We start from the raw sequence: 25,523 nt of genomic DNA on the forward strand, positions 1-25,523 counted from the left end.
TCGCCCTTATAGAGACATCAGTTTTTTGTCGCGCGCCCACTCTTCAGGCGTGTACGCTTTAATTGAAACTGCATGGATATCATTGCGTTGGATATACTCCATCAAAGGAGCGTAAATGAGCTGTTGCTTCTTAACGCGGCTCATGCCGTCAAACTTTGCATCTACAGCAACCACCTCATAGTGGCTACCTTCACCTTTCACGTGAATCTCTTCTAACTGTAGTGCGTCGTCTAGCAACTGTTTAACCTGTGAAATGTCCACTTTATCCCTCAATTTTTACTTCTAAATGCTCCGCGATCAGTGGCAGAGCATTGCTCACTTCAAACAGAGTAAGCAGTTTATCCGGTACAGAGCGTAGCATTATATGGCAGTGATATTTTTTTGCATGCTGAATTATGTGCAATATCAGGGCCATTGCCGCAGAATCACTGCTTTCTACCCTCGAAAAATCTAAATTTAGCCTCGAAGTATCCCAAGGCCATGCTTGGGCCTGTTGCCACAGCTCTGGGATCGTGTTTCGATCCAGAATTCCTGATAGCTCAATCACCTCGACACTGGTTTGTTTCCACAACGTCATAGCTATTGACCAGACGCTGTTTCATAACGAATTGGCGTCTGTGCAAGTTTAGCCAATTCTTCGGTTACTGCAGGCAGACCATCGCTGCGGATCTTACCGCCCCACTCCGACTGCTTGCTCGACAGGAGGCTCACCCCCTCAGCAACCATATCAAACGCCTGCCACTCCCCCGACTTACGGTCTTTACGCCACTTAAACTCTATTTTGATAGGTGGTTTATTTTTCTGCACTATCTCCACCGGAATAGATACAATGCGCTGATTTTCAGGAATGGCCTTTTCTCTAGCGTAGTTGATTTTCTGGTCTTGATACTGCGTAAGCACCTGAGCATAAGAGGTCACCAAGTAAGCCCTAAAGGCGACTAAGAACTCAGACACCTCGCCCTTATCAGCGCGCTTTAGATGATTACCCAACACCTTAAGCCCGGCGTAGCGGTAGTTCACATAGGGCATCAGCTCTTCTTCGACCACCGTTTTTAATAGTTCAGGCTGTTCACGCAACGCTTGTTGCTCATCCTTCAGACGGTCGAAGGTATTGCCACCCACCTGCTCCATCATCAAATAAGGCTTAGTTTTATCTACCGTCGCGGCCGCAGATAGAGGAGCAAACATCATTACTACAACCGCACATATACTCGCAATCCACTTCATTATTACTCTCCTGAGTCTCCGCCCACGTTATACAGGAACTGCCCTATCAGATTCTCAAGCACCAGAGCTGACTTGGTATCCTCGATAAAATCCCCGTCTTGCAGCATGTCTACATCATCATCCACAAAACCCGGCACTAGGCTGATGTACTGCTCACCAATAAGGCCTGAGGTTAGGATCTGGGCACTCGAGGTATCAGGAAAATAGCCATACTGAGTGCCGATAGACAGGGTCACTACTGGAGTGTAGTACTCAGTGTCTAGGCTGATATCACTCACCCTTCCTACAACTACACCACCTATCTTCACCGGCGAACGCACCTTGAGACTGCCAATATTGTCGAAGTAAGCCTTCAACTGGTAGGTGCTTTGATTGCCAATGCTCTTAACATCCGCCACCTTGAAAATGATAACCAATAGGGCGGCTATGCCTACCAACATAAAACTGCCGACCCAAAGTTCTAACTTCCTAGTTTTATTCATATCCTAATTCCCGAACAACAGCGCGGTTAGCACAAAGTCTAATCCCAACACCGCCAGTGATGAATGCACCACGGTGCGCGTTGTCGCCTGACTGATCCCTTCAGAGGTTGGCGTTGCATCATATCCATTGAATAGCGCCACCCAAGTAACTGTAATCGCAAATACAAACGCCTTTATCAGACAATTGCCAATATCGCGTCCGAATTCAACCGAGGACTGCATTGCAGACCAAAAACTGCCGTGATCGATCCCCTTCCAATCTACTCCAACTAACTGACCACCCCAGATACCTACCGCCACAAAGATCATGGTTAGGAGAGGCATACTGATAACTCCGGCCCAAAAGCGCGGACTTATTACGCGCTTTAGCGGGTCTACAGCCATCATTTCAAGACTAGACAACTGCTCAGTCGCTTTCATTAAGCCAATCTCTGCAGTCAAAGCCGAACCCGCGCGACCAGCAAACAAAAGTGCTGTCACCACAGGGCCAAGTTCACGCAGCAGCGATAGCGCTACCATCTGCCCGAGACTACCCTCTGCACCGTAGTCCACCAGCACCACATAACCTTGCAGGCTAAGTACCATGCCAATAAACAGCCCCGAAACCACTATAATTGCCAATGACTGCACGCCAACGGCATACAATTGCTTGGTTAGCAGTGGAAGGTTTTTGATAGGTTGTGGGCGATGACACAGGGCACCAATCAGCATAAGTAGCGAACGACCAAAGCCGGTCACTACTCGAATGCCACTAGCACCAAGCTCACTTACCTTATCCAGCATCTTGCAATAACTCCTGTTGCATAGATTGAGCAGGATAAGCGAAAGGGACGGCACCATCCGCCTCACCCGATACAAACTGCTTCACTCTAGGATCATCCATTTGATTGATTTCCTCGGGAGAGCCCTCAGCAATGATCTTACCATCGGCCAGCAAGTAGACGTGGTCGGCAATACTCATCACCTCTGGGACATCGTGAGAAACCACGATAGAGGTAATACCCATGGCTTGATTCAGCTTCTTGATAAGCTCCACCAACACACCCATGGTAATAGGGTCCTGTCCAACGAAAGGCTCATCGTACATCACCACTTCTGGGTCTAACGCAATCGCACGAGCTAGAGCCACGCGACGAGTCATACCGCCAGAGAGCTCACTTGGCATAAGCTCGGATGCGCCCCTGAGCCCAACGGCCTCAAGCTTTAGTAGCACTATGCTGCGGATAAAGGATTCATTGAGGGAGGTATGTTCGCGCAGAGGAAAGGCAACGTTGTCGAACACATTAAGGTCGGTAAATAGAGCGCCAGATTGAAACAACATGCTCATGCGCTTTCGCACCTTATACAACTTCGAGCGGCTAAGGCGATTTATCTGCTGGCCTTCAAACCATACCTCACCACTGTCGGGCTCAATTTGCCCACCAAAGAGTTTAAGTAAGGTAGTTTTACCTATTCCCGACGGCCCCATAATGGCGGTTATCTTGCCGGGAGGAATCGTTAAACTTATGTTATCGAATATCGTTCGCTCTCCGCGGGAGAAACTGAGCTGATTTATTCGAATACTTCCTTGATCTACCAACGTCGACACTCCTAGTCATTTAAGTTAGACTTGCTGCCTGTAAATTCGCAGTAAATCAACCAGTTGCTTAGTATCATTATTACTCAAACACGTTTTATTTGTATCACAACTGTGTAAATAATTTGTGTTGATTCTTCCCTTTTTAACAGCTAGACGTCAAAATCGGCTTTAATTTTTTTGTTCAACATAAAGAGTTTGTAATGTTAGGAGCGATAAGCTTTCTTATCCTAGGCCTGCTACTTCTGGTATGGAGCGCCGACAGGTTAGTATTTGGGTCAGCAGCCCTCGCGCGAAATTTTGGTATTTCTCCCCTAGTTATCGGTATGACTATCCTTGCCATGGGCTCGTCTGCACCTGAAATGATGGTGTCGGCAACTGCAGCTCTCGATGGCAAAACAGATACGGCTGTTGGTAACGTTCTAGGTTCGAACATCGCCAATATTGCGCTTATTTTGGGTATTACTGCGCTAGTTAAGCCTCTTTCAGTTAGCTCTGGCGTACTTAAGCGTGAGCTACCTCTGATGATCGTAGTTACTCTAATAGCCGGTGCTATTATGTGGAATGACTACCTAGGTCGTGAAGAAGGTATCCTTCTTATCGTTCTATTTGGTGCTTTTATCCTTGCGATGTTGCGCATTTCTCGCAAAGAGAAACTCAAGGGCGATGTATTAGTTTCAGAGCAAGAATCAGAAGTACCGGAAGGGGTGGATAACAAAAAAGCCGCTCTTTGGGTGGTTGTGGGTCTTGTTTTGCTGCCTATCTCAGCAGACCTTTTGGTTCAAAATGCGGTGATCATCGCTAAACACTTTGGCATGAGTGACCTAGTAATCGGTCTTACCATCATCGCTATTGGCACAAGTCTCCCTGAGCTTGCGGCATCCCTTGCTGGTGTGATGAAGGGTGAGGATGACATGGCGGTGGGTAACATCATTGGCTCCAACGTCTTCAATATTCTCGCTGTTATGGGTATCCCTGGCCTACTGAACCCATCTCTACTAAACGAGCATGCAATGGGTCGCGACTTCTGGGTGATGCTAGGCGTCTCTCTATTACTTGTTGTAATGGCTCTTGGAAAATCTCGAAGCATTAATCGAATCGAGGGTGGCATACTCTTTGTTCTATTTATCGCATATCAAGCCTATCTGTTTATAAATCTAGCTGCATAAAGGTTATTTCCCCGTGTCTGAATTCAATTTTAAACAAGCTGCAAATGAGGTTCTGGATATTGAAGTAAGAGGCTTGCAACAGCTGTCTCAATACATCAATGATGATTTCGTAAAAGCGTGTACCACAATCCTGAATAATAAAGAGGGAAAAGTGGTTGTGATGGGCATGGGCAAATCTGGCCATATTGGAAAGAAAATAGCTGCAACATTAGCGAGTACTGGCACCTCAGCATTTTTTGTGCATCCTGGCGAAGCCGCTCACGGTGACCTGGGTATGATTGAATCTGGGGATATTGTTATCGCAATATCTAACTCAGGTGAGTCCAGTGAGATTCTATCGCTATTCCCAGTACTAAAGCGTCTAAACATTCGTATCATCAGCATGACAGGTAAGCCAACATCAAACATGGCTAAGCTGGCAGATATCCACCTTTGCATTGCCGTGCCGCAAGAAGCTTGCCCAAGAGAGCTTGCTCCGACTGCGAGTACCACAGCGACATTGGTGATGGGTGATGCGCTGGCTATGGCGCTAATGCAGGCTCGCGGATTTACAGCTGAAGATTTCGCTCTTTCACACCCAGGCGGTGCACTGGGCAGAAAATTGTTACTAAAATTAGAAAACATCATGCACACCGGCCAAGAAGTGCCTAAGGTATATGCCGAGGCTAGCGTAAAAGATGCGCTTCTTGAGATCAGCCAAAAAGGCCTGGGCATGACGGCTATCGTTGACCAGCAAGACCAGATACTGGGCATATTTACCGATGGTGATTTACGTCGTCTTCTGGACTCAAGAGTCGATATCCATACCGCGCTAATTGGCGATGTGATGACTAAGAATCCAGCCTCAGCCTCTCCTGGTCTATTGGCCGTAGAAGGTTTAAACCTGATGCAAGAGAGAAGCATTACCGCACTACTACTTAGCGAAAACGGCAAACTAGTTGGTGCGCTAAATATGCACGACTTATTAAAAGCAGGAGTAATGTAACTGATGACTGAAATGGTCGACACGCTTTACGGCAGTGTTTCAAAGTCGGTTTTCGATACAGCAAAAAACATCAAGCTCTTGATCTGCGATGTAGATGGCGTCTTCTCTGACGGCCTTATCTACATGGGCAATGATGGTGAAGAGCTCAAAACATTCCACACTCGCGATGGCTACGGCGTTAAATCATTGATGAACGCCGGTATTGAGCTTGCCATTATTACTGGCAGAAAATCTCAGATTGTTCAAAACCGTATGCAGGCTCTTGGCATTTCCCTGATCTATCAAGGGCAAGATGACAAAATAAAGGCCTATCACGACATCTGTGACAAACTCAATATCGCTCCAGAGCACACGGCTTATATCGGTGATGACCTTATCGATTGGCCGGTAATGAAGCACGTAGCGCTGGGTGTATGCGTTAACGATGGACACCCGCTCCTTGCGCAAAAAGCTGACTATGTCACCCATATTAAGGGTGGCCACGGCGCGGTACGCGAGGTATGCGACCTTATCCTTGAGGCGCGTGGTGAACTAGAGCAGCACAAAGGTCTCAGCATATGACGAGTTCTAGAATTTTTCAGTTGGTGCTGGCGGGGATCATTGCATTCTCGGGCTATTACCTGCTGACAAATCAAGAACAGACTCAGGTTCAAGTAGAACCGAGTGCAGAGCTACCAACCTTTGTCGGTCACCGAGTGACTAATACCAACTTTGATCAAGATGGTACCCGAAACTACAAGATCACCTCAGAAAAGCTTGAACACTTCTCTGAGGAGGGCAACACCATATTTGATAACATCGTTCTGTATGTGTATCGTGAAGGTACAGTTGAAGAATGGCAGGTAGTGTCAGATGTAGGAGTTTTAGATAAAACTCATAAACTTACATTGACTGGCAACGTAGTTGCGACCAACCTGCTACCCGATGCAAGTTTCGATACCCTCGAAACCGAAAAAATGATTATTGAATTGGACTCTAAAGACTTCAATACCGATGTCCAGGTCACCCTAACCGGCCCAACCTTTACCAATGTTGGCCAGGCTCTCGAGGGTAACCTAGATAAGAATGAAGCCGTCCTGTTCAACCATGTACAAGGTGTTTATGAAAAAGCTAAGCCTTAGTTTATTAGTTGGCCTTCTGCTCTCTCCGGCAGCGCTCGCGCTCTCAACAGACTCTGAGCAACCGGTGTATATCGACTCAGATAGCCAACACCTAGATATGAAGAGCAACAAGGTTACCTTTATCGGTGATGTAAAAATGCGTCAAGGCAGCATCAACGTTGAAGGTGATAAGGTCATCGTGTTCCGTAATCCTGAAGATGGCTCTATCAAAGAGGTTGAAGCCTACGGTCAGCTAGCGAAATTCTCTCAGCTAACTGATGATGGCAAGACAATCAGAGGCCATGCGGAAGAGCTTTACTACGATATGGCTAAAGACGAATTGACCATGGTAAAGCAAGCCATGCTGGCGCAAGACGATAGCACCATCAATGGTGAACGTATCAAGTATCACATCACCACAGAGAAGATGATTGCTGAAAGTGGCGAAGGCTCACGCGTATCAACCGTTTTGCAACCTCAACCTAAGCAGAAGAACTAATCTGGCATGGCAACACTTAAAGCTGAACACCTAGCAAAGAGCTACAAAAACCGTAAAGTAGTTGCGGATGTAAGCCTGCAGGTTGAGTCTGGGCAGATCGTTGGTTTGCTTGGTCCAAACGGTGCGGGTAAAACCACCTCTTTCTACATGATCGTAGGCCTAGTTGCCCGCGATGAAGGTAAGATCCTTATCGATGAGGAAGACATCAGTCTTCTTCCTATGCATAGCCGCTCCCGCATGGGTATCGGTTATCTTCCACAGGAAGCCTCTATCTTCCGTAAGCTTTCTGTTGAAGACAACATCTACGCAGTACTGCAAACTCGTAACGACATTGGCAAGCAAGAGCGTGATGACAAGCTAGAAGAACTGTTGGATGAGTTCAATATCCAACATATCCGCAAGAGCGCGGGTATGGCACTGTCCGGTGGTGAGCGTCGTCGTGTTGAGATTGCACGTGCTCTCGCGGCTAACCCTCAGTTTATCCTGCTAGATGAACCCTTTGCAGGCGTTGACCCAATCTCGGTTATCGATATCAAAAAGATCATCGAGCATCTGCGCGACCGTGGTTTAGGTGTATTGATCACTGACCACAACGTACGCGAGACCCTCGATGTGTGTGAGCGCGCTTATATTGTTAGCCAGGGACACCTGATCGCAGAAGGCACTCCGGAACAAGTGCTAGACAACGAACAGGTTAAGAAAGTGTACCTTGGCGAGCAGTTCCGCCTCTAAGGCTGTCGAATCATGAAAGCGGCCTTACAACTCAAATTCGGACAACAGCTAGCGATGACTCCGCAGTTGCAACAAGCTATACGCCTGTTGCAACTCTCTAGCCTCGACCTTCAGCAAGAGATCCAAGAAGCCTTAGACTCCAATCCTCTGTTAGAGATAGTCGAAGAAGGCATGACTCAAACTGACGAGCCAAAGAACAACGCTGAAAACAATTCCGATACACCAGAGACTGCACAAGACAGCGAACCTGCCTCTCCCGATAGCGCTGAGATGATGGAGCAAAACTCCCTCAACGACGACCTCGCCGTAGATACCTCTTGGGATGAGGTGTATAGCGCCAATTCTGGCAATACAGGTATTGCCGCTGATGATGAACTGCCGATTTATCAGGGTGAAACGCAAACCAATCTTTATGACCATTTGCTTTGGCAGGTGGAGCTGACGCCATTTAGCGAAACCGACCATGCCATTGCCCTAGCCATCATAGATGCTATCGATGACCAAGGCTTCCTGACCCTATCCGTTACCGATATTACCGCGAGTCTAGCGCTTGAAGACCTAGAGGAAGATGAGGTTGTAGCGGTTCTAAAACGCATTCAACAGTTTGAACCTCTTGGTGTCGGTTCTCGCAATCTGCAAGAGTGTTTGCTACTGCAATTGGATGCTCTGGAAGACAACACACCTTGGAAACAAGAAGCGCGCCAGATACTGCAAAATCAAATCCAACATTTGGCTAATCGCGACTACAAAATGATCGTGAAAGAAACTAAGCTCAAAGAGAGTGAATTGATTGAGGTTTTGCAACTAATCCAGCGTTTGGATCCTAGGCCTGGCAGTCAGATCGGCGAAAACGGAATCGAATACGTCACGCCAGATGTGTATGTGTTCAAAGCCAACGGTAAATGGACGGTATCCCTAAATAACGCCAATATTCCACAGCTTGATGTAAATCAGACCTACGCCTCTATGTCAGTCAGCGACAGTCGCGAAAGTCAGTACATTAAAGACCAACTGCAAGAAGCAAAATGGTTGATTCGTAGCTTGGAAAACCGCAATGAAACCTTACTCAAGGTCGCTAAGTGTATCGTCGAGAACCAGCAGGCATTTTTCGACAAGGGTGAAGAGGCGATGCAGCCTATGATCCTAAACGATGTTGCCCTCGCTATTGATATGCATGAGTCGACTATATCACGTGTCACAACTCAGAAATTTATGCACACACCGAGAGGGGTTTTTGAACTAAAATATTTCTTCTCGAGTCACGTGAGCAATGACGAGGGTGAGGATAAATCCTCCACTGCGATACGTGCCATGATAAAAAAATTGGTTGCCGAGGAAAATGGCGCCAAACCATTAAGTGATAACAAAATTGCCACCCTACTCGCTGATCAAGGAGTTAAAGTCGCTAGACGTACCGTGGCTAAATACCGAGAGTCCCTCGGCATTGCTCCGTCTAGTCAGCGAAAACGCCTAGTTTAGGCACCAATAGAAGGAACGCTTATGCAAATCAATATTAAAGGCCACCACGTTGAGCTAACTGATTCACTTCAAGAGTATGTAAATAGCAAATTCCAAAAATTAGAGCGATTCTTTGAGCACATCACCAATGTGCACGTTATCCTGAAGCTAGAAAAAGTAAACCATATTGCAGAAGCTACACTACACGTAAGCCAAGGCGACATTCACGCAGCAGCGGATGAAGAAAACATGTATGCTGCCATCGATAGCCTAGTCGACAAACTGGTACGTCAGTTGACTAAGCATAAAGAGAAATTAAACAGTCATTAACCATGCAAATCAGTGAAGTATTGTCTTTGGACTGCACCAAGAGTGCGGTCCAATGTTCAAGTAAAAAACGAGCTCTAGAGCTCATCAGTGAAATAGCTGCCACTCACACCGGCCAAGACTCAACCGAATTGTTCGAGTGTATGTTAGGCAGAGAAAAACTCGGTAGCACCGGCATCGGAAATGGGATTGCCATTCCCCATGCTCGTATGACAAACACAGACAAAGCCATTGCTGTGTTATTGCAATGCGAAGAAGCCATCGAATTCGATTCTATCGACAACCGTCCGGTTGACCTTCTTTTCGCTCTATTGGTTCCAGAAGACCAATGCAAAGAACACCTAAAAACCTTGTCTTGCATGGCTGAGCGCCTGAATGACAAGGCTATTACCAAACGCCTTCGTCACGCTGAAAGCGACGAAGAGCTATTTGAAATCATGGTTGATAAGGCCTAGGAGAGACAAATGTCTGAACCACGCCAACTAGTAGTGGTAAGCGGCAACTCCGGCGGTGGTAAAAGTGTTGCTTTGCGCGCACTTGAAGACCTGGGTTATTACTGTGTTGATAACCTGCCCGTCAACCTACTTAGCGCCTTTGTACAAGGTCTAAGCTTTAAACAAAAACAAGTTGCGGTGAGTATCGATATCCGCAACCTGCCCCATGATCCAAACCAAGTAAACTTCATTCTCGACTCGCTGGATAAGTCCATCTCAGTCACAGTCCTATTCCTCGAAGCCAATGAGCAGACGCTAGTGAAACGCTATAGCGAGACTAGGCGTATCCACCCTCTGTCACTTTCGCAAGAAAGTCGCTCACTACACCAAGCTATCGTTGAAGAGCGCCACCTACTCTCACACCTTAAAGAGCGTGCTGACTTGGTGATAGACAGCAGCAAGCTCTCTATCCATGAGCTGAGCGAACTGGTGAGAAAGCGTGTCCTAGGTCGGGATGGACAAGAGTTGGTGATGGTGTTTGAGTCCTTTGGCTTTAAGCACGGACTACCTGCTGATGTGGACTATGTGTTTGACGTGCGTTTCTTACCCAACCCGCATTGGGAGCCTGAGCTAAGGCCTTTAACTGGATTGGATAAACCTATCCAAGATTACCTATATGGCTTTGAAGATGTGGTCGACCTTAAGCGTCAGATAGAAGAGTTTATTGAACGCTGGTTGCCTGCCCTAGAAAAGAACAATCGGAGTTACCTGACGGTCGCTATCGGTTGTACTGGTGGTAAGCACCGCTCGGTATTCCTTACCCAGCAGATCGGTGAGTACTTCTTGCAAAAGGGCCATAATGTCCTTATCCGTCACACCCAATTAGAGAAAGATCAGTGACAGAATCCCGCACTTTATTAATTCAAAACCGCTTGGGCTTGCACGCTCGAGCGGCGGTTAAGCTGGTAGAGCTTGCTCAAGGCTTCGATGCCAAGGTTATCCTGAGTAACGATGAAGGTGAGGCCGAAGCCGACAGCGTAATGGGCCTATTAATGCTTGAGTCAGGTCAAGGTGAGCAGATCACCATTACCGCCGATGGTAGTGAAGCTAAACAGGCCATCTCAGCTATCAGTGAGCTTATTGAAGGTAAGTTCGAAGAAGACGACTAACGAACAATAATTCGCCAGCTAATGCGTTTAACCCCTCTATATCCATAGGATTTATAAGAAGTTATTAACCCTTATCCTAAAATAGGCTAATATCCTCTATACCATCAAATCAGCATCAAGCGGGGGCAAACAATGGCGGAACAGATCGAATTTGATCAAGCCCACCAAACCCTCCAAGAAGTCAGCGATGCTTTAGATAACGGTCGTTTTGTCTTTGTTCGGCGCCAACTGCAGAGTATGGAGCCAGAGGATATTGCGCACCTACTCGAAGCCTCTCCTCGTAAAAGCCGTGAAGTTCTGTGGCAACTCACAGACCCTGAAGACTATGGTGAAATCCTCGACGAACTGAATGAGGACGTTAAAGACAGCCTAGTCTCCAAGATGGCACCAGACCGACTCGCCGAAGCGACCGAAGGTCTAGAAACCGATGACGTAGCTTACGTACTTCGAAGCCTGCCTGACGATCTATCACAACAAGTTCTCGACCAAATGGATACCGCCGATAGGCAGAGGGTCGAGAAGGCACTGTCGTACGAGGAAGATACCGCCGGTAGTCTAATGAGCACCGACGTTATCACTATCCGTGGTGACGTAGAGATCGATGTTGTTCTTCGCTATATGCGTATTAAGGGCGAACTACCGGATCAAACCGATACCCTGTATGTACTTGATGACGATGACAGACTGATTGGTAACCTTTCTCTATCTATTTTGCTAACCACTCAGCCTGATGTGCAGGTTTCTGAGGTAATGACGGACGCTGATGAAGCGATCTCAGTAGACCTAAGTGATACCGATGTAGCCAGCCTGTTTGAACGTCGAAATTGGGTATCAGCGCCGGTTGTTGACGAAGACCAGAAACTGGTCGGTCGTATCACCATCGATGACGTGGTAGACGTTATCCGTGAGGACGCTGAGCACTCGATGATGAGTATGGCGGGTATGGATGACGACGAAGATACCTTCGCCCCTGTATTTAAATCCGCAAGACGACGCAGCGTCTGGCTCGGAGCAAACGTGCTTGCAGCCCTAGCTGCAGCCTCAGTATCGAACCTATTTGAAGCCACCCTCGAACAGATGGCGGCCATCGCTATCTTGATGACTATCGTGCCTTCTATGGGTGGTGTTGCTGGCAACCAGACGGTAGCTCTGGTTATCCGTGGCCTTGCCCTAGGTCATATCGGTGACAGTAACCGCAAAGAGCTACTGTTTAAGGAAGCGGCTATCGGCCTTCTAAACGGTATCCTTTGGGCGCTGATCATCGGCGCTATCGTAGTGGTATGGAAAGGCGACTGGTTGTTGGGGATCATTATCTCTGGGGCTATGCTCACCAACCTTCTCATTGCAGGCATAGCAGGTGTATCCGTGCCTATTGTGCTGAAGAAGATGAATATCGACCCTGCCCTTGCAGGCGGTATGGCCCTTACCACAATTACCGACGTGGTCGGCCTATCAGTGTTCTTAGGCCTCGCTACCCTATTCTTGGTATAAAAAAACGAGCCGTTTGGCTCGTTTTTTCGTTTAATTGGTTTGAGTTAGTTGCCCGCAACCTTCATTGATTCAATCAGCATTGAACCGGTTTGGATCTGAGAGCGGGTCTCCACATCATTACCCACAGCAACAATGCGTTGGAACATATCCTTAAGGTTACCTGCAACCGTTACCTCAGACACTGGATATTGGATCTTGCCGTTCTCAACCCAGAAACCTGCTGCACCTCGAGAGTAATCGCCAGTCACGCCGTTCACGCCTTGACCCATTAACTCTGTAACTAGGAAGCCTGTACCTAGCTCTTTTAGCATGGCATCGAAGTCTTGACCGGTAGATTGAACGAACCAGTTGTGGATACCACCAGCGTGACCGGTTGTGGTCATGTTTAGCTTACGTGCCGAGTAGCTCGTCAGAAGATAGGTCGCCAAGATGCCATCAGAGATGATGTCGTAATCCTTAGTCTGCACACCTTCACTGTCAAATGGAGTAGATGCTAGGCCACGTAGTGTGTGCGGACGTTCAATCACGTTAAACCATTCCGGTAGGATCTTCTTACCAAGGTGGTCTAGAAGGAATGACGACTTACGATACAGGCTCCCACCACTGATGGCAGTCGCAAGGTGCCCCATAAGACCGGTCGCCACATCGGCAAGGAACATTACTGGATATTCGCCGGTTGGGATCTGCTGTGCATCCAAACGGTCTGTGGTGCGCTTAGCGGCCTTGATGCCTACTGTCTCAGGTGTCCATAGGTCTTGTGAGCGACGAGCCACTGAGTAGCTGTAGTCACGCTCCATGGTCTCATTGTCACCCACACCAATAACACAGCAGCTGATGCTGTGGCGACTCGACGGATAGCTAGCAAGTACGCCATGAGAGTTACCATAAACACGGATACCATAATGGCTATCATAGCTCGCACCATCACTTTGCTTGATCTTGTCGCTGTAGCTTAGCGCAGCTTGCTCAGCTTCAATGGCCAGCTTAGCCGCTTGGTCTGGATCTGGCTCATCAGGGTGGAACAGGTCAAGGTCTTTCACTTCCTTAACCATAAGCTCTGCAGGGCCTGGGCCTGCACATGGGTCTTCAGAGGTGTACTTCGCAATATCAAGCGCGGCCGCCACCGTTTGAGCTATGGCCTTTTCACTGAGATCAGACGTAGACGCACTACCCTTGCGTTGCCCGCGATAAACCGTCACTCCAAGTGCACCGTCGCTGTTGAATTCAACGTTCTCTACCTCGCACATACGAGTTGAGACACTCAAGCCAGTCGACTTGTTGATAGCGACTTCAGCGGCATCAGCACCCACCTTCGCTAATTCCAGCGCTCGGGCTACTGCTTGTTCCAGTTCAGTTTTTTGTTGGGCAATTCGTTGTCTAGCGTCCATATTTAAATCAATTATTTGCAGGCAATTATGGTTAGAATAACAAGCTTTTCGCTTTCTCCCCACTTTGTTTGTTAAAATAACTGGCATCAAGCGAATTACGCGCAAAGAATTGAGTAATTAAGAGCATCACATGGCACGAAAAAACCAAAAAGCCCCTTGGGAAGAGGAAGAAGAGATCATCTGGGTAAGTAAGACCGAGATGAAAGAAGATATGGAAGCACTGCAAAAGCTAGGTGAAGAACTAGTGGGACTAAAGCCTTCTGTATTGGAGAAATTCCCGCTACCAGATGACCTTGCTGAAGCCATCAAAGATGCACAGCGCTTCAAAAATGAAGCCAAGCGTCGCCAACTGCAATATATCGGTAAGCTGATGCGTCAGATCGAGCCTGAACCAATCCAAGCAGCGCTAGATAAGGTTCGTAACAAACACGCACAAGCATCGGCAGAACTGCACAAGCTAGAAGCCTTGCGTGACCGCCTAGTTGAAGAAGGCGACAGTGCTATCGAAGAGGTGCTAGAGAAATTCCCGAGTGCTGACCGCCAGCGTTTGCGCCAGCTAGTGCGTCAGGCAAACAAAGAGAAAAAACAGAGTAAGCCACCTAAGGCATACCGCGAGATTTTCCAAACGCTAAAAGAGCTTAACGACGACGCTTAATAAGCTTCAGAAACACAAAGGCCTGCTATCAAGCAGGCCTTTTTCATTTTTCTGGGTGATTACTCGGTACCACCCACAGTGATGCTGTCTAGCTTAAGGGTTGGTTGACCAACGCCTACAGGTACACTTTGACCGGCCTTGCCACACACACCAACACCTTTATCCAACTCTAGATCGTTACCCACCATAGAGACCTGTTGCATGGCTTCGATACCTGAGCCAATCAAAGTAGCGCCTTTTACTGGGCGAGTGATCTTACCGTTTTCAATCAGATACGCCTCAGAGGTAGAGAACACGAACTTACCTGAGGTGATATCCACCTGACCACCAGCAAAGCTTGGCGCATACAGGCCTTTCTCAACCGTAGAGATGATCTCTTCTGGGCTATGCTGACCAGGAAGCATATAGGTGTTAGTCATACGAGGCATAGGAAGGTGAGCAAACGACTCACGACGACCATTACCGGTAGGTTTTACACCCATCAGACGCGCGTTAAGCTTGTCTTGCATATAGCCTTTAAGCACACCGTTTTCGATCAAGGTGTTGTATTGGCCTTCCACACCCTCATCATCGATATTCAGAGAGCCACGACGATCCAGTAAGGTGCCGTCATCGACGATGGTACAGAGATCAGAAGTTACCTTCTCTCCAACCTTTCCTGAGAATACAGACGACTCTTTACGGTTAAAATCACCCTCTAGGCCATGACCTACCGCTTCATGCAGAAGCACACCTGGCCAGCCTGCGCCCAATACCACTGGCATAGCGCCAGCAGGAGCAGCTTCAGATTCTAGATTCACTAGAGCTAAGCGAATCGCTTCATCAGCAAAGCGCAAAGCTACTGTCTTACCGCCATCTTGCTCAAGGAAGTATTGATAGTCGTAGCGACCGCCACCACCAGATGAGCCGCGCTCACGACGATCGCCACGCTGTGCTAATACGCTGATAGATAAACGAACCAAAGGCCTTATATCAGCCGCATAGGTACCGTCAGTTGCGGCCACTAGCATCTGCTCATAGACACCGCTTAGACTGATGTTCACCTCAGAGATCAACGGCTCTTTAGTACGGATATAAACATCTAGTTCTTTTAGAAGCTCGATCTTACGTATCTTATCTAGGCTCTCTAGCGGGTTCACCGCTTGATAATGAGGCGCATCGTGATGGCGTGAAAACGCCTGCACTCGACCGCTCTGACCTTGCTGAGCAATACCACGTGCTGCTAAGGCACTTTGATGTAGGCTATCGGCTTGGATCTGATCCGAGTATGCAAAACCAGTCTTCTCACCGCTTACCGCTCGAACGCCCACACCACGGTCGATGTTGAATGAACCATCTTTGATGATGCTATCTTCAAGCACTAGGGTCTCATGCCAGCTAGATTGAAAATAGATATCCGCATAGTCCACATCACGCGATGCGATAGTAGCTAGTGTCTCTCCAATCTTGGCTTCATCCAAGCCAGTGGGTGCCAAAAGTTCTTGTTCTACTTGCTGTAATGTCATAAACAACTCTTAAAAATAAAGGCTTAAAGTGCGCGAAAGTGTTCGGTAACCGGCATCAATCGCCTCACTCGTTCCACTTCTGACAAATGTATTTCTGCTTGCAGGTTTGATGGCGTCATCGCTGACTGACAAACCTTATTTCCCCAAGGGTCTATTACCATAGAATGCCCCCAGGTTTGACGACTCTCGGTATGATAACCACACTGCCCAACGCCTATCACGTATACCTGATTTTCAATGGCTCGAGCTTTTAATAGGGTTTCCCAGTGCGCCTCGCCAGTCACTGCAGTAAAAGCTGCCGCGACTATCATAACCTCGGCTCTATCTAGCCTAAGTTTTCGATACAGGTTAGCAAAGCGTACATCGTAACAGATAGATAGACCGACCCTTCCTACAGGAGTGTTCACCACGCGTGTTTCTTCGCCATGGGCAAAGGTAGCTGACTCACGATAGCTACCGTGCTCATCGTCGACATCCACATCAAACAGGTGAATCTTGTTGTAACTGCTTACCAGCAGCCCAAGGTCATCGAATACTAAGCAACTTGAATAGAGCTTACCCTCGTTTGCTTGGGTTGGAAACGAACCGACAACCAACCAGACTCCATTCTGTGACGCTATCTCACTTAATCGCTTTTGTATGGGGCCCGCGCCAATGGGTTCAGCGATGGCGAAGTAGGAATCTTTATCGGCAAACATCAGGCAGTTTTCTGGAGTGACAATCAACTTGCACCCATCCCTTGCAAGCTCAATGACCTGCTGCTCGATATAGCTCAGGTTGTGTTCTAGATCATCGGTAGAACACATCTGAATCAGGCCAACCTTGGCTGAAGACATGGCTTTCTCCTATTTGCCTGCTTGAGCTTCCTTACGGTATTCGTTTGGAATCTCATAGTCGCCCTTGCGACGTGATTTTTCCCTAACCTGAGGCGAATTCATCGGTCCCTTAACCTCATAGGTTACCTGAGTAATAACCTCAACCACAGGTGCTACTACCGTACTGATGGCTAATACATACAAGGCGGTTTGCGGTGCTACCGCAAAGGCGGTCAGCATAGGCAAGCCTGAGGTTAAATCTGGGCTAAAGGTCACCTCAGCATCCACCATCTGTGTATTCAGGTTAGCAAGTCCTTTGATAGATAGGTCACCAGAGATAGAGTCCATCTCGATATCATTGGTAACGAAGATACCCTTTTCTAGCTTGCCAGTACCCTTAATAGAGTTAAAGGCTAAGCCTTGGTCGAATACGTCGGTAAAGTCTAATTGCATACGACGAATGATAGAGTCTAGGCTAAACATACCTAGAAGTTTAGCCGCGCCACCCACATCGGTAATCACACCACGGCCAAATTCTGTCTCCATAGTGCCCGACAAAGTATTCACACGCATATTCCATGGTGAACCATCCCAGTCCAAAGACGAGCTAATCTCAAATGGCGCCTTCTGTATCCCAGAATCGATACCAAAGCGAGCCATAATTTCTGAATTATCATCACCCTTACCTTTGATATCCAGATGAGAACGACTGGTCTCATCGGTCAGATCCCACCAACCGCTAGCTTCGATACTAGAGGTACCACTGTTAAAGTTAGCTTTGTCCCACAGCATGCGATTGCCATCGCGCTTCATTACTATGTCTACGCTACCAACCTTGTAGCCTTGCATCCAAAAGTCATCGATCTTCAGGTCAACATTCGGCATCTTGTTGAAGAAGTCTCGGTCGAATTCAGTGATAAGTGGCTGCTCTTCTTCCTCAACCACTGCCACATCATCAACAATCTTCTCGGGCTCAGAGATATAAAGCTGAAGCTGGGATAGATTCGCGGTTAGGTCTTTACCGTCATATTCAGCACTGCCCTTTATCTGTGAACTATCCACCGAATATTGCCACTTATCGGACATGCGCCTCGCCGTAAAGTTAACGCTGTCCCAATCTAGGTTGCCCACTTTAAGGGTATCCGTTTCTACACGAATACGATTTGGCATTGGTAGCTCTGGCGCATTCAACTCACTAACCAGTGGCTTAGGCCCAGTTGTTGGGGTCTTTAAGATATCTATCCAGGCATCTAGGTCAAACTCAGGCAGTCGTAACGACGCATTGTGTCCAACGATAGGGCTGACACGAAAGCTGCCCGCGCCTATCACCGTATTAGTTGCAACAAGCTTAGGCTGACCTTTATCTAGCTCAATCTCAGTCTGGAATTTAGCATTCGGGATCTGAAGTCGTGCCGAAATAGACTCTTGGTTGCCAGACGCCTGCAAGCGAGCAAGCCCTGCAACTCCCGACTCTTTCGCAAGAGGTGCCGGATAGGTACTCTTCAGGTATTTCAGATTAGCCTTGGTATCTAGCTGGTAAGTAAAGCCCACATCATTAATCTGTAGGTCTATGCCCATGTTCCACGGCGCGTGTCCAGAAACCGGCTCAAGCCAGGTTTTACCCAAGTAAGGGATCAGCGGTTTAACCTGCCAATCACCCACAAGGTCGATCCTGGTGTCATAGCCACGCTCAGCATTTTGACCGGTGAAATCTAAAGAGATAGGTTGATCTAGCAGATTGGCGCTCAAGCCAGAAGAACTGACTAGGTCGTTGTCAAAGGTGATACGCCCTGTCGCCTTCTTTAAGGTCATAGGTGGAGAGCTGATATTGATATCGTTATCTTTGAGGTCTGCATAACCCCAAGCCCGAGACTCCACCCCCTCATTGAAAGGTATATAAAGCTCAAACTGAGATTCGACCTCACCACCGATATCGATTGTAGTCAGTGTCGCACCCACAGAATCAACCAGTGGAGAGGCGTTCATATAATCACGAACGTCAGAACCTTTCGCTTTAGCCGCCGCAAAGATCTCGATATGACCATCACCCGCCATTCTAGGGATTTGGCCAGAGATACGCTGAGCCTTGATATCTAGAAGCTTGGCATCGCGTGAGTCGAGGAACATGGTCTCATTCTGGAACAGCAAGTCGAGTTGCATATCAGTCAGTGGAGGCCAAGCGCTACTAAAGCTAAAGCGGGTCTGTCGCAGTGGTACCCATGCTTGGAAAATACCGCTGTTATCGTTATACGGGAATTTAGACAGCTCACCGTACCAAAGCAGTTTCGCTGTGTGCACCTTACCACCACGAATACCCTCAGATAGATAGTCGGTTAGGCTCTGTCCCATGGCAAGGGTTGGTAGGTAACGCCAGGTTTGACCTGCATCGAGAAGGTCAGCCTCAGCATAGAAGGAAAGAAATGCAGGCGCATTCTTTGGGAAATCGAGCTTAAAGGCGCCTAATACCTGAAGATCTGGCGTCGCTACAGAGACCTTATCTGCCCACAAACTCCAGCCATCATCTGAGATTTCCCAAACTACGTCTACCTGTGCTTGTCGCACTCTAAGTGGCGCTTGGAATACTTGTCCGTAAGGCAGGGTATCATCCAGAAGGGAAACCTTGGCATTGGCCTTGTGTATATTACCCGCAACTTTCGCCTGCAGGGTATGGAAGCCAGGGATCAGCTCCCAGTAATTCATTCGCCCTTGTTTCAGGGTCGCCGAGTAGCGCAAAGAGTCGATATCTTTGCCCATTGAAACGCGAATATCTTCAACACTACCACCTAGCTGCACCCTCTCTACCCAAGCGTCTGTCTCTTGCATATCAGGCAGAAGGTCAAGGATAGGCGCTAAGCGTTCAAGCTGAAGTTTATTGGCGTTTACTGACCACTTCTCTGGTGCCCATTGCAGGGCAAAATTGATATCTGGCCACTTCTGCTGATTAGTGCTTAGCGATAGGTCTTGTGCGTTAACCTGGAAGCCTTCACCCTGAGGCTCAAGCTTCATTACACCGCTATTGAGTACCAGCGAGTTTTCCTCACCCGATGGCTCTCTCCACTTCAATTCAGAAGGAGAAACCTCAAGGTAGGCATCAACAGGCTTATTCTTGTCTAGGGTAATCCAAGTATTTAGGCTGACACGCCCTTTCTCGACCTCAACACCTTCAGCAAGGTATGGCTTGACCCATGGGGTAATGTCGAAGTTTTTGCCTTGTAGATAAAAATCACCACTGATGCTAGAAAGGCCATCGTGGTCGGTGAAATCGGCAATAACGCTAACGCTGTTAAGCTGCACATCCTTAACCGTTACCTCACCCTCGGCGCGGTGGCGACGGTCTTGGTTGAGCCAGTTGAGACGCTCGATATCGACCTCACGCCTTTCGCCTGCAATGTCATTGAAAACGATACTGGAGTTGGTAAGGGAGAACTCATTTAGCTGGCGTAGGAGCAGACGCTCCAACTGACGAATCATCTTGCCGTCGTTAGAACTTGGTTGCTCTTCTTCAGAAGAAGCAAACAGGTCGATACCACTGATATCGACATGAATACCGTCCACCACTAGCTCGCTTACTTGTGGGCGCAAGGCAAACAGGGATTGAAGCAGGTCGAACTCAACGTCCACCTGTTTGACAGAAAACTCTTTGACACCACCACTGAGGTTGGCTTGAAGATCAGATAGGGATAGCGAGGGATGGGTGTTTCGCCAAAAGCCTTTTACTGAGCCAATCTCAAAATCCAAACCCGAGGCATCATTAACCCAGGTTTGAATCTCTTGTTGATAAGCGTCTAGGCGTGGCAAAGCGATGCGCAGTCCCGTGACTAAAACTGCCATCAGGACAAACACTATAACCAACAGAGATAGTAAGCATCGCTCTAGGCGAACCGTAAATGAAGCCAAGTTCGCGCTACCTTACATCATGACTACGTCGAACTGCTCTTGAATATAGAGTGGCTCCGACGACACCTTGACCTCTTTACCGATAAACAGTTCTAGCTCAGCCAGCGCGTGTGACTCTTCACCATTTAACGCCTCGGCTACCGATGGAGAGGCATACACCAAGAACTTGTCGGCATCGTAGGCGCGGTTTACACGAGTGATCTCACGAAGTACCTCGTAGCATACGGTTTCTACCGTCTTTACCGAGCCGCGACCTTCACACGCAGGGCAATCTGAACACAGGATATGCTCGATACTCTCACGAGTGCGCTTGCGGGTCATCTCAACAAGACCAAGCTGAGTGAAGCCATTAATGTTGGTTTTCACGCGGTCGTTGTCTAGCGCAGCTTCTAGAGAAGCGAGTACGCGCTTGCGGTGTTCATCACTGCTCATATCGATAAAGTCGATAATGATAATACCGCCAAGGTTACGCAGACGAAGTTGGCGAGCAATCGCCTCTGTCGCTTCAAGGTTGGTGTTGAAGATGGTCTCTTCTAGGTTGCGACGTCCGACAAAGGCACCGGTGTTGATATCAACCGTAGTCATTGCTTCTGTCTGGTCGATAATAAGGTAACCACCTGATTTCAATGGTACCTTACGCTCAAGAGAACGCTGAATCTCGTTCTCTGCGTCGTACATATCGAAGATAGGCTTATCGCCATCATACAGGGCTAGCTTACTGGTTAGCTCAGGTACAAATTCTTCGGTGAACTCTTCTAGAGACTCAAACACCATGCGCGAGTCCACTTGGATCTGAGATAGCTCGGTGCCCACAAAGTCACGCAGGATACGCTGGGCTAGACCTAGCTCACCGTATAGAGTTGAGCGAGTGATGTACTTAGAGCGGCGCTCCATGATCTTTTCCCAAAGACGCTTTAGAAAAGCGGCATCTTGCTCTAGCTCTTTCTCGTCTGCACCCTCGGCTGCGGTGCGGATAATAAAGCCGCCTGCATCGTTGCAATATGGTGCAACGATCTTCTTCAGGCGTTCACGCTCGCATTCAGACTCGATACGCTGAGAAACACCCACATGGCTCGCACCAGGCATAAACACTAGATAGCGTGATGGAAGGGTAATATCTGTGGTTAGGCGAGCACCCTTGGTACCCAGCGGATCTTTCACCACCTGAACAACGATGTCTTGACCTTGACGCACCAGCTCAGAGATATCTTTTACCTGAAACTGTTGCTTCTCGTTCTCTGCCACACACTCAGTGTGAGGAACAATGTCTGAAGCATGTAGAAAGGCCGCCTTTTCTAGGCCAATGTCGACAAAAGCCGCCTGCATTCCTGGTAGAACGCGACTCACGCGACCTTTATAGATGTTTCCAACAATACCTCGGCGAGATTCACGTTCAACATGAACCTCTTGGAGAACTCCACCCTCAATCATCGCCACACGAGTCTCACTCGGGGTCGAGTTGATCAATAACTCAGCACTCATAGCGCACCTCTAAATCTTATAAAAACTGGTGCAAGAGCTGCTCGGTCTCATACAAAGGTAGGCCTACAACCGAGTGATAACTTCCCTCGATGCGCGTGACAAATTTCCCGCCAATACCTTGAATGCCGTAGCTTCCTGCTTTGTCGCATGGTTCACCCGTTTGCCAATATTCTTCGATTTCTTGTTGGCTAATGGTTTTGAACCACACGTCGGTAATACAAATAATGGTTTGCGCGCCAGCTTGGCTATACGCGCACACAGCCGTCATCACCTGATGCTGCTTTCCTGATAGGTCAGACAACATTTGTGTGCTGTGGTGCAAATCTTTTGGTTTTTCTAGAACGCGATTGTCTATGGTGACAACCGTATCTGCGCCCAAAACCACCTTAGTTGCCTTGTCCTCATCAGACAGGTCTTGAAAGACCGCTTGCGCCTTTTCGGAGGCTAGACGCTGTACGTATTCAGTTGCGGTCTCTTGCTCTTGAATCTGCTCTTCTATATCACTGATAAGTATAGTGAAATCATAACCAAGCTGAGATAAAAGTTCTTTTCTTCGTGGCGAGCCTGAGGCCAAGATCAATGACTTTTTCATCTCTTACCTCACCCGCCATGAGCGGCGTACACGACGTAGCAACAAGAATAACCATGGCCAAAGGATACCGTTGATCAAACCTACCCACAGAGAGGCTGGATTAAAGATCACATCCTGCACTACAAACTCACCGAAGAACTCGATAAGCACTCCAAGCATAGTCAGCAAGGCAATAATGAATGCCTGTTGCCATAGCGCCATGTTACGCATTACAAGGAAGTTGATCGCGACTAGATAGGTGACGATAGACATCACCAGACCGCGCACACCCAAGGTAGAGCCAAGAAGCAAATCCCAGATAAGACCTAAGATCAACCCCGTACCGACATTCACACGGTGCGGCGCCGCCATCACCCAATAACAGGTAACCAGAATTAGCCACGAAGGGCGCAGAACATCTAGTGTGCCCGGCCATGGAATGGTTTGCAGGATAAGGGCAATAAAGAAAGTAACCCAGATAACCAGCTTACTATGCAGAATATTATTCATTCGCTTCTGCCTCTACATCTGGAACCTGTGGCTCAGGAGTTTCTGGTTCAAACTTGATCTCTTGAGGCTTCTGCTCAGGCCAAACCAAAAGCAGATAACGCAAACGACCAAAATCTACTGCTGGGGTTGCGACGATAGTTGAGAACGGTCGATGATTGTCGATAACCACATCCGTCACCGTCCCCACCGGATAGCCTTCAGGGTATATACCACCAAGGCCAGATGACACCAACACGTCCCCTTCTTCGATATCGAAGTTACTTGGGATATGCTGAAGTTGCATCTCACTAAGGTTGCCAGTACCCGCTGCAATTACGCGAATGTCATTACGAATCACCTGCACCGGGATTGCGGAGTTAGAATCTGGAAGTAGCAGTACACGGCTATTATGCGCCGATACCTCAGCAACCTGTCCAACGATACCACTTTCATTCAATACAGGCTGGCCTTGATAAACACCGTCTACACGACCTTTATCAATAACAACTTGCTGATGATATGAAGACGAGTCTACTGCCATTACTTCAGTAACCACTTTCTTCTCGTCTCGCACAAAGGACGAGCCAAGAAGCTTACGAAAGCGCTTATTCTCTTCACGATATTGAGCAAGTAGCGTCAGATCGCTCTTCATACGAAGCAGTTCTTCACGCAAGGCTTTGTTGGTGGTCAGCACCTCTTGCTTGCTGCTCATACGCTCGTAAAAGCCAGCAAACATGGCCCTTGGCAGGTCTGCTGCATACTGAATAGGAGAGACAGCGCTGCTCAACACGTAGCGAACATTTGAAAAGGCGTCAAAACGACTATCAGCCAACATTAAGCTGGCTGATAGGAGAACGGCAAAAAAGAGTCGCAGTTGCAGGGATGGACCCCTGCCAAAAATTGGATTCATATTTTACTACCCAATTGGACTCTTCGTGAAAATGACACCCAGTTTAGCTGGGTGCCAATCCGCGAAAGAGCAAATGCGAATTCCACTGACATATTATTCGTCAGTGAACAAGTCGCCGCCATGCATGTCAATCATCTCTAGAGCTTTACCGCCGCCACGAGCAACACAAGTAAGAGGTTCTTCTGCTACAACAACTGGGATGCCAGTCTCTTCAGTCAATAGACGATCTAGATCTTTAAGTAGTGCACCACCACCAGTTAGAACCATACCGTTTTCTGAGATGTCAGAAGCCAACTCTGGTGGACACTGCTCTAGGGCAACCATTACTGCTGAAACGATGCCAGATAGAGGCTCTTGAAGCGCTTCTAGGATTTCGTTTGAGTTTAGGCTAAAGCTACGAGGCACACCCTCTGCAAGGTTACGACCACGAACCTCAAGCTCTTCAACTTCATCGCCAGGATAAGCTGAACCGATCATGTGTTTGATCTTCTCTGCTGTAGCTTCACCGATCAAGCTGCCGTAGTTACGACGAACGTAGTTGATGATAGCTTCATCAAAACGGTCACCACCGATACGAACAGACGAAGAGTAAACCACGCCGTTTAGAGAGATAACCGCAACTTCAGTAGTACCACCACCGATGTCTACAACCATAGAACCAGTAGGCTCAGAAACGCGCAGGCCAGCACCGATTGCCGCAGCCATTGGCTCGTCGATTAGGTAAACTTCACGAGCACCAGCACCTAGGGCTGATTCACGGATAGCACGACGTTCAACTTGAGTAGAACCGCAAGGAACACAAACAAGTACGCGTGGGCTTGGTTTTAGGATGCTGTTGTCATGCACTTGCTTGATGAAGTGCTGAAGCATTTTTTCAGTTACGAAGAAGTCTGCGATTACACCGTCTTTCATTGGACGGATTGCAGAGATATTGCCAGGAGTACGACCTAGCATTTGCTTAGCATCGTGACCTACAGCTGCAACGCTTTTTGGCGAGCCAGCACGATCTTGGCGAATGGCCACTACAGATGGCTCATCAAGGACAATACCTTGTCCTTTTACATAAATCAGTGTGTTCGCTGTGCCCAAATCGATAGATAGGTCGTTTGAGAACATTCCGCGAATTTTTTTAAACATATTGGGGCGCTCTTCTCGCAAACTT

28 protein-coding genes are annotated in these 25,523 nt (G+C 48.0%); 13 read left to right on the forward strand and 15 right to left on the reverse strand.

The features are described 5' to 3' along the window. Positions 1-6 precede the first annotated feature (6 nt). The 6 genes from ibaG to mlaF are packed head-to-tail and all read right to left on the reverse strand — an operon-like array spanning position 7 to position 3,288. Positions 7-261: a BolA family iron metabolism protein IbaG gene (ibaG, locus tag Pcarn_RS11955; protein ID WP_261834081.1), complete on the reverse strand. Its 255-nt coding sequence runs from the start codon at positions 259-261 to the stop codon at positions 7-9. A gap of 1 nt (position 262) precedes the next feature. Further along, a complete protein-coding gene (locus Pcarn_RS11960) occupies positions 263-577 on the reverse strand; it encodes an STAS domain-containing protein (protein ID WP_261834082.1) in 315 nt (104 codons plus the stop codon). A gap of 2 nt (positions 578-579) precedes the next feature. After that, positions 580-1,227 carry a phospholipid-binding protein MlaC gene (mlaC, locus tag Pcarn_RS11965; RefSeq protein ID WP_261834083.1) on the reverse strand — a complete coding sequence of 216 codons (648 nt, stop codon included), beginning with the start codon at positions 1,225-1,227 and terminating at the stop codon, positions 580-582. Positions 1,228-1,229: 2 nt separating this feature from the next. Next, complete coding sequence (gene mlaD, locus Pcarn_RS11970; protein WP_261834084.1) at positions 1,230-1,709, reverse strand: outer membrane lipid asymmetry maintenance protein MlaD; 480 nt, start codon at positions 1,707-1,709, stop codon at positions 1,230-1,232. Positions 1,710-1,712: 3 nt separating this feature from the next. Next, positions 1,713-2,492, reverse strand: coding sequence for a lipid asymmetry maintenance ABC transporter permease subunit MlaE (gene mlaE / locus Pcarn_RS11975; protein WP_261834085.1), 780 nt, complete (start codon positions 2,490-2,492; stop codon positions 1,713-1,715). Beyond that, on the reverse strand, positions 2,482-3,288 hold the full coding sequence (mlaF, locus tag Pcarn_RS11980; RefSeq protein WP_261835680.1) for a phospholipid ABC transporter ATP-binding protein MlaF: 807 nt from the start codon (positions 3,286-3,288) through the stop codon (positions 2,482-2,484). The genes mlaE and mlaF overlap by 11 nt, the downstream gene beginning before the upstream one ends. Positions 3,289-3,488: 200 nt before the next feature. On the opposite strand from mlaF, the gene Pcarn_RS11985 reads away from it, so the two are divergent. From Pcarn_RS11985 to mgtE, 12 genes are all read left to right on the forward strand, one after another. Beyond that, positions 3,489-4,454 carry a calcium/sodium antiporter gene (locus Pcarn_RS11985; protein WP_261834086.1) on the forward strand — a complete coding sequence of 322 codons (966 nt, stop codon included), beginning with the start codon at positions 3,489-3,491 and terminating at the stop codon, positions 4,452-4,454. 13 nt (positions 4,455-4,467) lie between these two features. Beyond that, positions 4,468-5,439, forward strand: coding sequence for an arabinose-5-phosphate isomerase KdsD (gene kdsD / locus Pcarn_RS11990; RefSeq protein WP_390904441.1), 972 nt, complete (start codon positions 4,468-4,470; stop codon positions 5,437-5,439). A gap of 3 nt (positions 5,440-5,442) precedes the next feature. Then, positions 5,443-6,000 carry a 3-deoxy-manno-octulosonate-8-phosphatase KdsC gene (kdsC, locus tag Pcarn_RS11995; RefSeq protein ID WP_261834087.1) on the forward strand — a complete coding sequence of 186 codons (558 nt, stop codon included), beginning with the start codon at positions 5,443-5,445 and terminating at the stop codon, positions 5,998-6,000. Beyond that, the gene (gene lptC, locus Pcarn_RS12000) at positions 5,997-6,560 is read left to right on the forward strand and encodes an LPS export ABC transporter periplasmic protein LptC (protein ID WP_261834088.1); all 564 of its coding nucleotides are present in this window, start codon (positions 5,997-5,999) and stop codon (positions 6,558-6,560) included. Before kdsC ends, lptC begins: the two co-directional genes overlap by 4 nt. Then, a complete protein-coding gene (gene lptA, locus Pcarn_RS12005; RefSeq protein ID WP_261834089.1) occupies positions 6,541-7,038 on the forward strand; it encodes a lipopolysaccharide transport periplasmic protein LptA in 498 nt (165 codons plus the stop codon). Before lptC ends, lptA begins: the two co-directional genes overlap by 20 nt. Before the next feature lie 6 nt (positions 7,039-7,044). Then, positions 7,045-7,770 carry an LPS export ABC transporter ATP-binding protein gene (gene lptB, locus Pcarn_RS12010; protein ID WP_261834090.1) on the forward strand — a complete coding sequence of 242 codons (726 nt, stop codon included), beginning with the start codon at positions 7,045-7,047 and terminating at the stop codon, positions 7,768-7,770. Between the two features lie 12 nt (positions 7,771-7,782). After that, positions 7,783-9,249, forward strand: coding sequence for an RNA polymerase factor sigma-54 (locus Pcarn_RS12015; protein WP_261834091.1), 1,467 nt, complete (start codon positions 7,783-7,785; stop codon positions 9,247-9,249). Positions 9,250-9,270: 21 nt separating this feature from the next. Further along, entirely contained in the window at positions 9,271-9,558 is a 288-nt protein-coding gene (hpf, locus tag Pcarn_RS12020) for a ribosome hibernation promoting factor (protein ID WP_261834092.1), read from the forward strand. A 2-nt stretch (positions 9,559-9,560) separates the two neighbouring features. Next, positions 9,561-10,010 carry a PTS IIA-like nitrogen regulatory protein PtsN gene (ptsN, locus tag Pcarn_RS12025; RefSeq protein ID WP_261834093.1) on the forward strand — a complete coding sequence of 150 codons (450 nt, stop codon included), beginning with the start codon at positions 9,561-9,563 and terminating at the stop codon, positions 10,008-10,010. A gap of 9 nt (positions 10,011-10,019) precedes the next feature. Then, positions 10,020-10,889, forward strand: a complete 870-nt coding sequence (gene rapZ / locus Pcarn_RS12030) for an RNase adapter RapZ (RefSeq protein WP_261834094.1) — start codon at positions 10,020-10,022, stop codon at positions 10,887-10,889. Beyond that, complete coding sequence (locus tag Pcarn_RS12035) at positions 10,886-11,158, forward strand: HPr family phosphocarrier protein (RefSeq protein ID WP_261834095.1); 273 nt, start codon at positions 10,886-10,888, stop codon at positions 11,156-11,158. Before rapZ ends, Pcarn_RS12035 begins: the two co-directional genes overlap by 4 nt. Before the next feature lie 132 nt (positions 11,159-11,290). Continuing rightward, positions 11,291-12,649 carry a magnesium transporter gene (gene mgtE, locus Pcarn_RS12040; protein ID WP_261834096.1) on the forward strand — a complete coding sequence of 453 codons (1,359 nt, stop codon included), beginning with the start codon at positions 11,291-11,293 and terminating at the stop codon, positions 12,647-12,649. Positions 12,650-12,693: 44 nt separating this feature from the next. On the opposite strand, the gene pmbA is transcribed toward mgtE, so the two are convergent. Further along, a complete protein-coding gene (gene pmbA, locus Pcarn_RS12045; protein WP_261834097.1) occupies positions 12,694-14,037 on the reverse strand; it encodes a metalloprotease PmbA in 1,344 nt (447 codons plus the stop codon). Between the two features lie 130 nt (positions 14,038-14,167). Here pmbA and yjgA point away from each other — a divergent pair, with 130 nt between their 5' ends. Then, complete coding sequence (gene yjgA / locus Pcarn_RS12050) at positions 14,168-14,692, forward strand: ribosome biogenesis factor YjgA (RefSeq protein ID WP_261834098.1); 525 nt, start codon at positions 14,168-14,170, stop codon at positions 14,690-14,692. A 59-nt stretch (positions 14,693-14,751) separates the two neighbouring features. On the opposite strand, the gene tldD is transcribed toward yjgA, so the two are convergent. The 8 genes from tldD to Pcarn_RS12090 form a co-directional block, all read right to left on the reverse strand. Then, a complete protein-coding gene (gene tldD, locus Pcarn_RS12055) occupies positions 14,752-16,197 on the reverse strand; it encodes a metalloprotease TldD (RefSeq protein ID WP_261834099.1) in 1,446 nt (481 codons plus the stop codon). 23 nt (positions 16,198-16,220) lie between these two features. Continuing rightward, the gene (locus Pcarn_RS12060; RefSeq protein ID WP_261834100.1) at positions 16,221-17,033 is read right to left on the reverse strand and encodes a carbon-nitrogen hydrolase family protein; all 813 of its coding nucleotides are present in this window, start codon (positions 17,031-17,033) and stop codon (positions 16,221-16,223) included. Between the two features lie 9 nt (positions 17,034-17,042). Next, on the reverse strand, positions 17,043-20,909 hold the full coding sequence (locus Pcarn_RS12065; RefSeq protein WP_261834101.1) for a YhdP family protein: 3,867 nt from the start codon (positions 20,907-20,909) through the stop codon (positions 17,043-17,045). Positions 20,910-20,921: 12 nt separating this feature from the next. Further along, positions 20,922-22,391 carry a ribonuclease G gene (gene rng, locus Pcarn_RS12070; protein WP_261834102.1) on the reverse strand — a complete coding sequence of 490 codons (1,470 nt, stop codon included), beginning with the start codon at positions 22,389-22,391 and terminating at the stop codon, positions 20,922-20,924. 16 nt (positions 22,392-22,407) lie between these two features. Further along, entirely contained in the window at positions 22,408-22,983 is a 576-nt protein-coding gene (locus Pcarn_RS12075; RefSeq protein ID WP_261834103.1) for a Maf family protein, read from the reverse strand. Positions 22,984-22,986: 3 nt separating this feature from the next. After that, the gene (mreD, locus tag Pcarn_RS12080) at positions 22,987-23,472 is read right to left on the reverse strand and encodes a rod shape-determining protein MreD (protein WP_261834104.1); all 486 of its coding nucleotides are present in this window, start codon (positions 23,470-23,472) and stop codon (positions 22,987-22,989) included. Then, on the reverse strand, positions 23,465-24,361 hold the full coding sequence (gene mreC / locus Pcarn_RS12085) for a rod shape-determining protein MreC (protein ID WP_261834105.1): 897 nt from the start codon (positions 24,359-24,361) through the stop codon (positions 23,465-23,467). Before mreC ends, mreD begins: the two co-directional genes overlap by 8 nt. Positions 24,362-24,454: 93 nt before the next feature. Continuing rightward, positions 24,455-25,498 (reverse strand): rod shape-determining protein, encoded by a 1,044-nt coding sequence (locus Pcarn_RS12090; RefSeq protein WP_261834106.1) that lies wholly within the window; start codon positions 25,496-25,498, stop codon positions 24,455-24,457. Positions 25,499-25,523: the final 25 nt, after the last annotated feature.

Origin of the sequence: Vibrio ishigakensis (assembly GCF_024347675.1) — a bacterium.
Lineage (GTDB): Bacteria > Pseudomonadota > Gammaproteobacteria > Enterobacterales > Vibrionaceae > Vibrio > Vibrio ishigakensis.